Here is a 14,760-nt window from a genome sequence, read left to right as displayed (position 1 = left end):
CCTCCTTAATTTTGAAAAACCGGATCATTCTACAGACACAATCTAATTGAGTCAAGGAGATACTTTTTCATAAATATCTCCATTTCCTACTTCCGCATCAGAATTAGCAATAGCTGTCATTCTAAATTTGGGGAACCCAGTACCAGCTGGGATCAATCGACCAACAATAACATTTTCCTTTAATCCCGCTAGGTCATCTGTTTTCCCGTTAATTGCTGCTTCGGTTAAGACCCTTGTAGTCTCCTGAAAAGATGCTGCAGAAACAAAGCTTTCTGTTGATAAGGCAGCCTTTGTTATACCCAATAACATTGCTGACCCATTTGCTGGTTTTTTGCCTATTGATATCATCTCGGAGTTAACCGCATCAAACTGACCTCTATCAACATGGCTTCCGACCAAAAACTCGGTATCACCTGGATCATCAATCCTGGTTTTTCTTAACATTTGGCGGACAATGACTTCGATATGTTTATCGTTTATCGAAACACCTTGCAGACGATACACCTCTTGAACTTCGTTCACTAAATAAGTCATGAGATCTTGAGGGCCTAAGACATTTAAAATGTCATGGGGATTTACAGAGCCATCCATTAATGGTTCACCTGCTTCAACCCAATCATTTTCATGAACACTAATATGTTTACCCTTCGGAATAATATATTCTCTTTCCTCACCTTGATCGTTTTTAACGATAATGATTCTATTACCTCTCCCCTGACGGCCTTCCTTAAATTCAACAACTCCTTCGATTTCAGTGATAATAGCCTGTTCTTTTGGTTTTCTAGCTTCAAACAGTTCCGCGACTCTTGGCAGACCACCTGTAATATCTTTTGTTTTCGTGGATTCTCTCGGAATTTTTGCAACAACATCTCCTGGAGAGACAATATCTTTTTCTTCCACAAGAATATGAGCCCCAATTGGCAGCGGATATTCTTTGCGAATCTTGCTTCCAGTTTCTCTTATTTCAATTCTTGGACGCATATTTTGCTTAGAGTTATCAATAATGACTCGGCTCTTAAGACCCGACGTCTCATCAATTTCTTCTCTCATTGTCAATCTGTCTTGAATATCCCTAAAAAGAACTTGCCCCGTGACCTCTGTCAAAATAGGAGTTGTAAAAGGATCCCATTCAACTAATTTAGAACCTAACGTAACAGTAGCCCCATCTTCTACTTGTACTCTAGCTCCATACACAATCGAATAGCGTTCTTTCTCTCTTCCATCTTTCCCAATAATAACTAGCTTTCCATTTTTACTCATTGCAATCTGAGAACCTTCTTTGTTCTTGACCGTTACAAGGTTCTCATATCTAACCACACCATCCCTCTTAGATTCATGAACGGACTGTTTTGCTACTTGAGCAGTTCCTCCGATATGGAATGTTCTCATTGTTAACTGAGTACCTGGTTCGCCAATTGATTGGGCTGCAATAATTCCGATAGCCTCCCCTAGCTCAACACGTTTGCCTCGAGAAAGATCACGACCATAGCAGGCAGCACATACACCTCTTTTTGCCTGACAAGTTAAAACCGAACGAATTCTCACAATATCAATGCCGGCTTCTTTAATTTTTTCTATTTTCTCTTCATTAATTTCTTCACCAGCAGCGACTAAAACCTCTTGACCTTTTTTCTTAGAGCCTACCATTCCATAAGTTGAAGAAATATCTTCAGATGCAACTCTTCCAAGAATGCGCTCTTCCAACGGTTCAATCGTTTCTCCACCCTCGACAAGGGCAGAAACTTCAATTCCATGCACCGTTCCACAGTCTTCCTCGGTTATAATAACGTCTTGGGCAACGTCAACCAGACGTCTGGTCAAGTAACCCGAGTTAGCAGTTTTCAAAGCAGTATCAGCTAAGCCTTTTCTTGCACCGTGGGTTGAAATAAAATATTGAAGAACATTCAATCCTTCCCGGAAATTTGCAGTAATTGGAGTTTCGATGATTTCGCCGGATGGTTTAGCCATAAGGCCTCTCATACCACCTAATTGCCGGATCTGTTGGGCAGAGCCCCTTGCACCAGAATCTGCCATCATATAAATAGAGTTAAAGCGAACTGGATCTGTTCCCCGTCCAAGCGAAATCCCATTTTGAACAGATAACTCTTCCGCTTTTAATTCCTCCATCATCTCATCTGCAACTTGTTCCGTGACCTGCGCCCACTTATCAATGACTTTATTGTATCTCTCTCCTGCCGTAATAAGTCCTTCGTTGTATTGATTTTCTATCTCTAGAACCTCGCTGTTGGCAACTTCAATCGCCTTGCTTTTATTACCAGGAATTTTCATATCATCTATCGCGATTGAGATGCCTGACTTTGTAGCAAATTCAAATCCAATTTGTTTAATTCGGTCGAGAAAAACAACCGTCTCTTGTCGACCAACCCGTCTATAACATTGGTCAATCAGATTTGTTAGAACTTTTTTTGTCAATTCCCGATTAATTTCTTCAAAGGCGATATCTTTGGGGAGTATCTCAGAAAAGAGCACTCTTCCCACTGTAGTTTCTATTCTCTTCTTTCCATATTTTTCGGAAGAAATTCTAACGGTAATTCTGGCATGAGGTTCTACTACATTAGCATCATAAGCTATGCGAACTTCATGTGCGGAACTAAAATTAGCACCCTCGCCCTTAGCTCCTTTTCTCTCTTTGCTTAAGTAATAACACCCTAACACCATATCCTGAGTTGGAACCATAATTGGTTTCCCATTGGCTGGAGACAATATGTTATTGACAGACATCATCAAAACACGAGCTTCCAATTGTGCTTCTACCGATAAGGGAACATGGACAGCCATCTGATCACCGTCAAAATCAGCATTGAAAGCTGCGCAAACTAATGGGTGGAGTCGAATTGCCTTACCCTCAACTAATACCGGGTCAAATGCCTGAATTCCTAATCTATGAAGAGTTGGTGCCCTGTTTAACAAAACTGGATGCTCTTGAATAACCTCATCTAGAATATCCCATACAATAGGATCTTCCTTTTCAACGCGTCGCTTTGCTGTTTTGATGTTACTAACAAGACCTCTTTCTTCAAGCTTTTGGAAGATGAATGGTTTAAATAACTCCAAGGCCATTTTTTTTGGCAAACCACATTGAGACAATTTAAGCTCAGGTCCAATTACAATGACGCTTCGACCCGAGTAGTCAACTCTTTTTCCAAGAAGATTTTGTCTAAATCTTCCTTGCTTACCCTTCAGCATGTCTGAGAGGGATTTCAATGGTCTCCGGTTTGCACCACGGATTACCCTGCCTCGGCGACCATTATCAAAGAGGGCATCTACCGCTTCTTGCAACATTCTAATTTCGTTATGAATGATCAATTGTGGTGTTGGAGATGATACATCCAACAATCTTTTTAGCCTATTGTTCCGGTTAATGACCCTTCGGTAGAGATCATTAAGATCTGAGGTAGCAAATCTTCCCCCATCTAACGGGACCAATGGCCTTAAATCTGGAGGCAAGACAGGAATAACATCAAGAATCATCCATTCCGGTTTATTCCCAGACTTTCTAAAAGCCTCTACAATTTTTTGTCTTTTAGCAATTTTCTTTTTAGCAGCGGAGCTAACCATTGGATCTGCCATTTGAATATGCATTTCTACGGAAAGCTCTTCTAATTTTAAACCTCGCAAAAGAGTCCTGATCGCTTCGGCCCCAATTTCACCTTTAAAATTTGCTCGAGGAAACTCTCTTTTTATTTTTTCAAAGTCTTCTTTCGGAATAGGTCTGTGTTTTTTGAAGTCTTGCTCTAACTCTTCTCTTCGCTTTTCATTAGAAGAAATGGCCTTGTTAACAACTTGCAAAGTCTCTTCATCTAAAATGACTAGGTATACTTCCCCTTTTAGGGAGGTCTCAGGAAGTTTCAAACCAGCCCTTGTTATAACTTCAGATGTCTCTTCTGAGTAGAGGTCTAAAGTAAGAGGGTTTCGAAACTTAGGTTTTAATGGTGCGGGCAAACCCTCTGAATTTAGTTTAGGCTTGGACTTTCTTGTTTTGGGCTTTTCATTTGAATCAGATGCTACGTTACCCCACTCTTCAAATAAAGAAAGGTCCCTGTCTTGGATAGCTATAAAAGGGGATGTCTCATGATTTGTTAAAAACTCATCTGTAAGAGATTCGTCAATCTTTTCAAACACCCCTTGTTCTGAGGAAACCCGATAAATAGACTTATGATTCTTTACCAAAAGATTGCGGACCAGATTATTCCGATTAGAGTCCATTTGAGTAAGGATATCACCGAGCTCCGTGACAACATAAGCCTCAAAGTAAAGGATTTGATCAAGATCTTTAATGGTCATATCTAATAAATTTCCGATTCGGGATGGGAGACCTTTTAGAAACCAGATATGAGCCACAGGGGAAGCCAGTTCAATATGCCCCATTCTTTCTCGACGCACTTTACTTTGAATGACCTCTACACCACACTTATCGCAGATAACCCCTCTATGTTTCATCCTCTTATATTTCCCGCAATTACATTCCCAGTCTTTAACGGGACCAAAGATTTTGGCACAAAACAGGCCATCTCTTTCAGGCTTAAAAGAGCGATAGTTAATCGTTTCTGGTTTTTTCACTTCTCCAAAAGACCAAGACTTTATTCTCTCGGGAGAAGCCAGCATAATTTTAATAGCTCCAAAAGAAAGGACATCTTGATCTCGATAGAGTGAAGTTGGATGCTGATGACCGGAGTTATCATCAAATGATTGTTCTTCTTGATCAAATTGAAAACCAGCATTGCCTTTATCAAATTGAACCATTTGGTTTTTCTCATTTTCATTGAAAGAACTATTATTCATTCTTATTTCTCCCTTGTTTTAAGGAGCTCAATATCCAGTGCCAAACTCTGCATTTCTTTAATCAGAACGTTAAAAGATTCAGGTAGACCAGGTTCTAAATAATTTTCTCCTCGAACAATAGCTTCATACATTCGGCTTCTACCTGAAACGTCATCGGATTTTACTGTTAAAAACTCCTGAAGAGTCGATGCAGCCCCGTATGCCTGCAATGCCCACACTTCCATTTCTCCAAGCCTTTGACCTCCAAATTGAGCTTTTCCGCCTAAAGGTTGCTGTGTTACTAAGGAGTAAGGTCCAATAGAGCGGGCATGGATTTTATCATCTACAAGGTGGTGGAGTTTAAGCATATACATAACACCTACAGTAACCGGCCTTTCAAATGGAACACCTGTTTTCCCATCCAACAAAACAGATTGTCCCGTTTCGGGGAGACCGCCTTTTCTAAGTTGTTCTTTTATGTCAGTTTCACTGGCTCCATCAAAAACGGGGGTAGCGAAATGTATATTTAATGCTCTAGCAGCCCATCCAAGATGGGTTTCAAGTATTTGCCCAACATTCATACGAGAAGGAACACCCAATGGATTTAAAACGATATCTACAGGGGTTCCATCTGGGAGAAAAGGCATATCTTCTAATGGTAATATTCTAGAGACCACACCTTTATTTCCATGTCTTCCAGCCATTTTGTCGCCAACCGACAATTTACGTTTCATTGCTACATATACCTTGACGAGCTTCAATACGCCAGGAGGTAATTCATCCCCGCGCTTCAGCCTTCCAATTCTTTCGTCGTGTCTTAACTGAATTGACTCAATTTTCTCTTTGGTTTCTGTTTCGATTGCTGTTAACTCTTCTTGTTCCTTGGGATCTGATAGAGTTATAATTGCCAAATCTGTAAGCTTTTCTACTAACTCCGGTGTTAAGCGTCTTTTCTTTTTGAGTAAGACATCACCGCTTTCCGAATCCAATATATCCTCTTTGATGACTTTCCCTATAAGGAACTTTCGAATGCGTTCATTTTTCTCCCGATCTAACTCCCTTAGCTCTTCCTGATAATTCTTCGTCAAAGCGTTGATATCTTGCTGGGAGGTAACAACAGGGAGATCTTCTCGATCGACTCCCTTACGCGACAAAATCTTGACGTCAACAACAATACCTTCGATTCCTGCGGGAACAGTAAGTGAAGCGTCTTTCCAATTTGCAGATTTATCACCGAAAATAGCACGAAGCAAACGTTCTTCCGGGGTTAACTGTGTTTCAGCTTTAGGCGTAACCTTACCAACTAAGATATCTCCAGGCTTAACTTCAGCTCCGATTCTTATAATTCCGCTTTCATCAAGATTTCGTAAAGCTTCTTCTGATAAATTAGGAATGTCTCGAGTAACCTCTTCCTTGCCTTGCTTAGTCTCACGTGCCTCTAACTCAAATTCTTCTATATGAATGGAAGTGAAAAGATCTTCTTGTACTAGTCGTTCACTAACCAGAATAGCATCTTCAAAGTTATAACCAGCCCATGGCATAAACGCGACAAGCACATTCTGTCCCATGGCAAGGTCACCGCGTTCAGTTGAGGGACCATCTGCTAGCACGTCCCCTTCTTTGACTTTTGTACCGGCGGGAAGAAGCACCTTCTGGTTTAAACATGTATTCTGATTAGAGCGCTGAAACTTGATCATGGGAATTGTCACAGGATTGGATCGTTTTTTATATTTCAAAGTTATAAATCTGCCATCTGAAGACACAATTTGACCATCTTCTTCAGCATAAACGACATAACCTGAATCTCTTGCTATAATTTTTTCCATACCGGTTCCCACTAATGGCGCAGAAGCCCTTAACAGTGGGACAGCTTGCCGCTGCATATTGGATCCCATGAGTGCTCGATTGGCATCATTATGCTCAAGAAAAGGTATAAGAGCCGTAGCGACAGATACAATTTGTTGAGGTGAAACATCAATAAATTGAACTCTATCTGAAGTAACTAAAGTAGAGTCTCCCTTGGTTCGGGCAGTAATATAGGCTTCAGTGAAAGCCCCAGTCTTATCCACTGGGGTATTTGCTTGGGCTATGATGTATTTATCTCCATCCATCGCAGAAAGATACACGATTTCGGGAAGCACCCGACCGTTTTCGACTTTTCGGACAGGCGACTCTATAAATCCATATTCATTAACTCTAGCAAATGTTGCCAATGAAGTGATCAAACCAATATTTGGACCTTCTGGAGTTTCAATCGGACATATTCTTCCATAATGAGAGCCGTGAACATCGCGTACCTCAAAACCAGCGCGCTCTCTGGTCAATCCGCCTGGGCCCAATGCAGATAAACGCCGTTTGTGAGTAACTTCAGCTAACGGATTGGTTTGGTCCATAAACTGAGATAATTGACTGGACCCGAAAAATTCCTTGATAATGGCAGAAACCGGTTTTGCATTGATAAGGTCAGAAGTCAGAACTGTCTCAGGGTCGCCTAAATTTAGCCTTTCCTTAATAGCTCTTTCCATCCGAACCAGCCCAACTCTGAATTGATTCTCAAGTAATTCTCCAACAGAACGAACTCTTCTGTTGCCTAAATGGTCAATATCGTCAACTTCCCCTTTATTTTCTAAAAGGCCGACCATATAACGAATTACTTCAACAATGTCATTTTTGGTTAATAAGCGATTAGCAAGGTTTTCTTTTAGTCCAAGTTTTGAGTTAAGTTTTAATCTCCCCACTGAGGACAAATCATATCGCTTTGTATTAAAAAATGACTGATCGAAAAAGGCTCTTGCTGTTTCGACATGCGGAACCTCGCCAGGCCGGATTTTTTTGTAAATTTCGATAACTGCAGGATCTGATTCAACTCTAAATGGATTCCGTCCAAGATCAAGTACTTCCATAAACAAATCAATGGATTTATTATTAGGTAAATACACGATTGGAAGAATATTCATTTTAGATTTTTTGGCAAGGTCAATATCTTCTATTTCAACCTGTTCCCCAGATTCCCGAAGGAACCCTCCTTTTTTAGTCTCTCCTAAAGGAAAGAGAAGAACCCGGCCAGAAAGGGATTCTGGGGTAACTTGCGATTTAGTTGAAAAGACAATTTTTTCACCTAAGAAGTCTTTTTCTAAAGAAATAGAAACAAGAGATTCGTCATTTTTAGATTTAATGACAGTACCTTCTCTTACCTTGGATAACTCTGAATACAATTCAGGACTTACAAGTGTACCTTCACTGAGAAGGAGTTCTCCGTCATTAGTCACAAACTTAAAAGAGGATTTAGAATTTACCCGAACACTGAACAGCCTTTTTTTTGACTGCACGTCAATCTCTTCATAGGATAAATAACGGGAAACAAGAGACATTGTGAGTTCTTCGGGGGTCAGATTAAGTGAGCTAAGGCTTCGAAGAAAAAATGATCGCTCATTATCAATCATCCCGACCTTGTCAGTAGATAAGGTTTGGTGGATAACAGATCTTGCTCTTTGATTGTGAGGAACCAAGTAAGCCGAGATATGTTGAATTCCATGCTCATATAAATTCACAAGCGTGGGTTTTTGACCTTTTTCTCCATCTGACCCAGTAAGCTGCTGGGTGGGGTGGAGCAAAATCTGTGAAAAATTTTCGGGAGATAATACTTCTAAAGCTGAATAATATTCCGCAATTTCTTTTTCTGAAATTGCCTCTAGAATCGCATACGTATTAGCCGAGTTATTAATAGGACGAATAGATACCGGGTAAAAAATCTTAGATCGGTGGTGAATAGTTCCAAGATTGTTAATTTTTGATAATTTCGCGACTAGTTGTTGGGTAAGGGGTTCCTTTTCATTTACAACGGTTTCATCCTGATTTTTTATCTTATCGCCATCATCTTTATATGTACGCGAAACCATACGAAACGGAATCGGATCATTCTCTTTAACTTCTGAGTATCGATAAACCATCATAGTTTGATTGATCATAAACTCTTTAGACTTATTGACAAATGGAAGAATTCCTTGAAGAAGAGCTTCATTTGCTTTTCCTGTAGCAGACAGAATAGACAGAAGCGCTTTAGGCGTTAACGTTTCATTTGATGATAAGGTTGCCCTAGTTTTGAGCTCTGCAGAAATCTGGGAAACAAGAGCTGCTAACTCAGGACTTGCTAAGGAGGTCTTTTCAATAGCAGAAATCCAAGATGAAAGCGGTATCAGAATACCTGGATTTTTTGTTTCAGAAATAATGCGAATATCTGGAACATTTACTTCAAGAGATATAGTAGGGTCTAAGTAACGAAGAGTTATATCACTTCTATCTCTAATTGTTCGTAGCAATTCTACTGGATCTGAAGGAAGATGTTCTTCCCGAAAAATCATTCCGTCGTGATCTCTTAATTGAAAGGGTAATACTTCTCCTGGAACAAGAGAGTAAAAAACACCCAACTCCGGTTGACCTGGTTCAATATACAGTTTTTCCACATGATAATATTCACGAATAATATCTGTGGAAGTCATCCCAAGAGCTTTTAGCATAGCAGTTGCGGGAAATTTTTTCTTTCTATCAATTCTTATATGGAGATTATCTTTTGGATCATATTCAAAATCTACCCAAGAACCGCGATAGGGAATAATCCGAGCAGTATAAAGAGGAGTGCCAGCAACTCTAGTTTTTGTTTTGTCATGAGAGAAAAAGACTCCAGGAGATCGATGCAACTGGCTGACAACAACTCTCTCTGTTCCGTTCACAATAAAAGTCCCTTTAGAAGTCATCAAGGGCAAATCACCTAGATAAATTTCCTGTTCTTTAAGGTTTTTTAATGTATATTCATTATTTTTGTTTGAATTAATGACTTTTATTTTTTCGTTTTCTTTCAGTTTCTCCAGTAATGCTACTCGCACTTTGATTTTCAAAGGGGCAGCATGTGTCATTCCTCTTTCAATCGCTTCTCGTTCGTCATATTTGGGCGTTCCAATAGAATACTCAAGGAAATCAATTTTGATGTTCCCATTGTAGTCTTCTATAGGAAAAACGCTAAGGAAAGCAGACTGTAAGCCCCAGTCTTCTCTTTTTCCTGGGGGCAATTCAAGTTGAAGGAATCTTTCATATGAGTTTTTTTGGATTTCGATTAGATCTTGAACATCTAAATAATGTTGCCCAATCCCAAAAAAATGACGCTCTATCGATGTATTCTTATTCATTCGGAGATCCTCTGTTCAAGCATTGAGTCATTAAAGCCCGGTTATCCCGAAGACGGAATAACCAGTTATTGGTTTGCCTCAAACATAATGTTTGAAAACGTGAATACATCCCAATACAAGGAATATCGGAAAAAGGGCGTAAATATCCTTAAAATAGATTCACCCAGCAATATAGTTTTTCCGATTTCCCTGTCCGCAACAGGGTTTGTACCATTGAAAGAGGAATGACAGATGTATAAACTCACCCTTAGAACGAAGGAGACATTAGTATTTGTAGGGTTGACTAAGAAAGGCAGGCTTACACAGGTAAGCCTGCCTAAAAAAGAGATCCTAGAGAATATATTCTTGTATTACTTTACTTCTACTTCAGCGCCTGCAGCAACAAGCTTTTCTTTAGCTGCATTAGCTTCTTCTTTAGTGACGCCACTTTTCACTGGTTTAGGAGCTCCCTCAACGAGATCTTTAGCTTCCTTCAAACCAAGACTTGTGATTTCACGAACGACTTTGATGATATTGATTTTCTTGTCGGCAGGGGCTGATTTGAGAATCAGATCGAATTCTGTTTTCTCTTCTACAGCAGCTGCGGCTGATGCTACAGGAGCTGCTGCTACAGCAACGGGAGCTGCTGCTGATACGCCAAACTTATCTTCCATACCTTTAATAAGACCAACCAACTCGAGTACGGTCAGATTCTCAATTCCGCCAAGAATCTCTTCTACTGACATTTTAGACATTTTTCAAACCCTTTCATATTGTTATGAGCATTCAGATGGGGCTTCTTAGCCTACCATCCGCCATTGTCCGAACAGATAGTCCGGCAAGACTTCTATTGTTTTGTTTTAGAGTATTCGTTTAAGCCGTATGCTAGCTTTTGAATAACTTGATGCAAACCTCTGGTGACATTAACCAACGGAGAAGACAATAATCCTGCAATCTGAGAAAGGAGAACAGGTCTGTCTGGGATCGTTGATAGAGCGACTAACGCATTTGTATCAAGGCGCTGGCCCTCAAACACTCCTGATTTTATCAACAATAAATTGTTTTCTTTTGAATAATTCACTAAGGTTTTAAGAGCTCCAATTGGGTTGGATTCAACAAAAAGAACTCCAACTGCACCCTTGAAGTCTTTTGCCAAGAGATTGGATTCTGTTCCCTCACTGGCAATTCTAGCCATAGTGTTTTTGTAAATAGAAAATTCTGCACCGCTATTTTTTAATTCCCGGCGTAGAGCTGTAAGTTTTTTAACTGATAAACCCTTATATTCAGCAATAACAGTAAGCTTACTTTTAGAAGCTTTACTCTTAAATTGGGCAATTGAAAAAACTTTGGCTGATTTTGTAGCCATTAGATAACCTCTTTCAACAAACTATTGATGTCGATTAAGACACCAGGGCCCATGGTCGTAGAAAGTACAGCTTTTTGAATGTACTTTCCTTTTGATGTTTGGGGTTTTGCCTTCGATATTGCAGACATTGCCACGAGAAGGTTTTCTTTCAGTTTATTTTCATCAAAAGATGCTCTTCCGATTGGAAAATGGAGGAGACCTCCTTTTTCTGTTTTAAACTCAACCTTGCCCTGCTTTGCTTCCCTGACAGCTTTTCCAATATCGAAAGTTACGGTCCCAGTTTTCGGGTTAGGCATTAGCCCACGGGGGCCTAAGACTTTTCCCAATTTTCCTACCATAACCATCAAATCAGGAGTCGCAACGACAGTATCAAAGTCAAGCCAACCCTCTTGTATCTTTGCGACAAGATCATCCGCCCCAACATAGTCAGCACCTGCCAAAAGAGCTTCTTTTTCTTTATCACCCTTTGCAAAAGCAAGAACTTTTACTGTTTTACCAATTCCATTTGGGAGAAGAACTGCCCCACGAACCATCTGGTCAGAATGCCTTGGATCAACTCCAAGGTTTACGGCCAAATCAACAGACTCATCGAAATTTGCAAATTTAACTTCTTTAATAAGCCGCAAAGCCTCATCTACAAGATAAGGTCTTTTTTCTACTTTCGATTTTGCTAATTTTACTTTTTTACCTTCAGGCATTTTATAATCCTTAAAGAAGTTTCGTTGGAACTAGTTTTCTACAGTAATACCCATGCTTCTTGCGGTACCCTCAATAATTCTGCTCGCCTGTTCAACATCATAAGCATTTAGATCAACTAATTTAATTTTCGCGATTTCGAGGATTTTTGCTTTAGACAGGGATGCTACCTTTTCTTTATTTGGCGTTTTTGAACCTTTCGGAATTCCTGCCGCTTTCTTTAGAAGATCCGAAGCTGGTGATGTTTTCATAATAAAAGTAAAGGAACGATCTTTGTAGACAGTTATCAATACAGGAACAATAGCGTCTCCTTGTCCCTGAGTTTTTGCATTGAACTGTTTACAAAACTCCATAATATTAACACCATGTTGGCCTAATGCAGGCCCAACTGGTGGAGATGGATTTGCTTTTCCAGCAGGAAGTTGAAGTTTTACATACCCAGTAATTTCTTTTGCCATCTCACTCCCTCAATTCAGCCTATTCGTTCTTTTGTCTTTATAACCGTTCAACTTGCAAAAAATCTAACTCAACAGGAGTTTGTCGGCCAAATATGCTAACAAGAACTTTGAGTTTCCCATGATCCCCATCAACATCCGAGATGACCCCCGAAAATCCTTGAAATGGCCCATCTGTAATTCGAATATTTTCTCCTGCAGAGTAATGGAGCGCAGGTGATGGCATTGCAGTACCAGATTCAATCCTGTCAAATAACTCGTTAACCTCCTCATTGGTCATAGGAATTGGGTTAACTCCATTTCCAAGGAAACCGGTAACCTTAGGAGTAGAGACAATAAATTGAATAACTTCTTCCGTAGGATCCATCTGAACTAAAACATATCCAGGGAATACTTTTCTAGAAGTTGTTTTCTTTTTACCTTCCTTTAGTTCCGTTACATTCTGGATCGGAACAAGAACCTGACCAACACTTTCTTTAAGCCCTTTAATTTCGGCGCGCTCTTCTATGCTTGTCTTTACTCTATTTTCAAATCCAGCATAAGTATGAATCACGTACCAATTCATTTCACTCAACGAGTATCCTCCCATTACGGCTTCAAGAAAGAATAGCAGACATAATTCGGGAAAACACACCGTCAACCAAGGCAAGATAAATGGACAGCATAATCACTAGTATAAATACTATACCGGTCGACCCGACTGTATCTTCACGCGATGGAAAGGTTGTCTTCCTAATCTCTCCAACTACACTTTGATAAAATTCTTTCCCTTTTTCAGTAGACTTAGCGAGAGAGAAGTTAGCCATCAATACCCTTTCAACATCTGGCAGGCCAGGAGGGAATCGAACCCCCAACACCCGGTTTTGGAGACCGGTGCTCTGCCGGATTGAGCTACTGGCCTATTCAATTACTTTGTCTCTTTATGTTGCGTGTGAGAATGACAGGAATTGCAAAACTTTTTCATCTCAAGCTTATCTGGTGTATTCCTCTTGTTTTTCATAGTGGAATAGTTTCGTTCCTTACAGACAGTACATGCTAACGTTATAATTTCACGCATAAATTTAACCTTTCACCCAGAAATATCCGGACTATTGAAGTACCTTGGTGATAACACCAGCACCAACCGTTCGGCCACCTTCCCGAATCGCGAATCGCAATCCGTCTTCCATAGCAATCGGCGTGATCAACGTTACTTTGACGCGCACATTATCTCCAGGCATCACCATCTCAACACCTTCAGACAACGTGACAACTCCTGTCACGTCTGTCGTTCGGAAATAAAACTGAGGACGATATCCATTGAAAAACGGAGTATGTCGCCCACCCTCTTCTTTGGTCAGAATATAAGCCTCTGCTTCAAACACTGTATGCGGTGTGATTGATCCTGGTTTGGCCAATACCATCCCACGCTCAACATCTTCCTTTTTTGTTCCTCTCAACAACAAACCAACATTGTCTCCTGCCTGCCCTGAGTCCAATATCTTTCGGAACATCTCAACGCCTGTAACAACTGACTTGGCTGTATCCCTGATTCCAACAATCTCGACTTCCTCTCCAACCTTAATAACACCTCGCTCGACTCGACCCGTCACAACGGTTCCTCGTCCGCTAATGGAGAAGACATCTTCTACTGGCATCAAAAATGGTTTATCCACGTCTCTTGTAGGAGTTGGAATGTACTCATCAACTGTCTGCATCAATTTCAGGATTGGACTGCAGGCTGGGCACTCAGGTTTTCCACAACCACATTCCAATGCTTTTAGCGCAGATCCCTTTGTCACTGGTATATCATCACCAGGGAAATCATACTTGGAAAGAAGCTCCCGAACTTCGAGCTCTACCAGCTCCAGCAGTTCAGGATCATCCACCATATCTGCCTTATTCAAAAACACAACGATATAGGGAACTCCAACCTGACGCGCTAACAAAATGTGCTCTCTGGTCTGCGGCATCGGGCCATCTGCTGCCGACACCACCAGAATCGCTCCGTCCATTTGTGCGGCTCCTGTGATCATGTTTTTGACATAATCAGCATGTCCAGGACAGTCGACATGGGCATAATGTCTTGCTGCTGTCTGATACTCCACATGAGCAATCGCAATCGTAATTCCTCGTTCCCGTTCTTCTGGGGCTTTGTCGATCTGGTCGTAAGCCAAGAACTCTGCCATCTTATTCGCTGCCAAGACCCTAGTTATAGCCGCTGTCAATGTCGTCTTACCATGATCAACATGACCAATCGTGCCAATGTTCAGATGGGGCTTGCTTCGATCAAACTTCGCTTTTGCCATAAAAAGTGCCT

10 protein-coding genes and 1 tRNA gene are annotated in these 14,760 nt (G+C 40.6%); all 11 read right to left on the bottom strand.

The features are described 5' to 3' along the window. Window positions 1–51: 51 nt before the first annotated feature. A complete protein-coding gene (gene rpoC / locus LFE_RS04495) occupies window positions 52–4,635 on the bottom strand; it encodes a DNA-directed RNA polymerase subunit beta' (protein WP_407081003.1) in 4,584 nt (1,527 codons plus the stop codon). Between the two features lie 170 nt (window positions 4,636–4,805). Further along, window positions 4,806–9,965, bottom strand: a complete 5,160-nt coding sequence (gene rpoB / locus LFE_RS04490) for a DNA-directed RNA polymerase subunit beta (protein WP_014449070.1) — start codon at window positions 9,963–9,965, stop codon at window positions 4,806–4,808. A 350-nt stretch (window positions 9,966–10,315) separates the two neighbouring features. Further along, on the bottom strand, window positions 10,316–10,699 hold the full coding sequence (gene rplL / locus LFE_RS04485; RefSeq protein WP_014449069.1) for a 50S ribosomal protein L7/L12: 384 nt from the start codon (window positions 10,697–10,699) through the stop codon (window positions 10,316–10,318). 92 nt (window positions 10,700–10,791) lie between these two features. Further along, complete coding sequence (gene rplJ / locus LFE_RS04480; RefSeq protein ID WP_014449068.1) at window positions 10,792–11,310, bottom strand: 50S ribosomal protein L10; 519 nt, start codon at window positions 11,308–11,310, stop codon at window positions 10,792–10,794. Beyond that, entirely contained in the window at window positions 11,310–12,008 is a 699-nt protein-coding gene (rplA, locus tag LFE_RS04475) for a 50S ribosomal protein L1 (RefSeq protein WP_014449067.1), read from the bottom strand. Before rplA ends, rplJ begins: the two co-directional genes overlap by 1 nt. 30 nt (window positions 12,009–12,038) lie before the next feature. Continuing rightward, window positions 12,039–12,464, bottom strand: coding sequence for a 50S ribosomal protein L11 (gene rplK, locus LFE_RS04470; protein WP_014449066.1), 426 nt, complete (start codon window positions 12,462–12,464; stop codon window positions 12,039–12,041). A gap of 37 nt (window positions 12,465–12,501) precedes the next feature. Next, entirely contained in the window at window positions 12,502–13,026 is a 525-nt protein-coding gene (gene nusG / locus LFE_RS04465) for a transcription termination/antitermination protein NusG (protein WP_041774799.1), read from the bottom strand. Window positions 13,027–13,057: 31 nt separating this feature from the next. After that, on the bottom strand, window positions 13,058–13,267 hold the full coding sequence (gene secE / locus LFE_RS04460; RefSeq protein WP_014449064.1) for a preprotein translocase subunit SecE: 210 nt from the start codon (window positions 13,265–13,267) through the stop codon (window positions 13,058–13,060). Between the two features lie 18 nt (window positions 13,268–13,285). Then, window positions 13,286–13,362 (bottom strand) — tRNA-Trp (locus tag LFE_RS04455). 6 nt (window positions 13,363–13,368) lie between these two features. Beyond that, on the bottom strand, window positions 13,369–13,518 hold the full coding sequence (rpmG, locus tag LFE_RS13605) for a 50S ribosomal protein L33 (RefSeq protein WP_081495344.1): 150 nt from the start codon (window positions 13,516–13,518) through the stop codon (window positions 13,369–13,371). 31 nt (window positions 13,519–13,549) lie between these two features. Then, on the bottom strand, window positions 13,550–14,749 hold the full coding sequence (gene tuf / locus LFE_RS04450; protein ID WP_014449063.1) for an elongation factor Tu: 1,200 nt from the start codon (window positions 14,747–14,749) through the stop codon (window positions 13,550–13,552). Window positions 14,750–14,760 lie beyond the last annotated feature (11 nt).

This window comes from Leptospirillum ferrooxidans C2-3 (genome assembly GCF_000284315.1).
In the GTDB taxonomy this organism is placed as follows: domain Bacteria; phylum Nitrospirota; class Leptospirillia; order Leptospirillales; family Leptospirillaceae; genus Leptospirillum; species Leptospirillum ferrooxidans.
The sequence above is the reverse complement of the archived record's forward strand: the minus strand, read 5'-3'. Positions and strand labels throughout refer to the sequence as shown.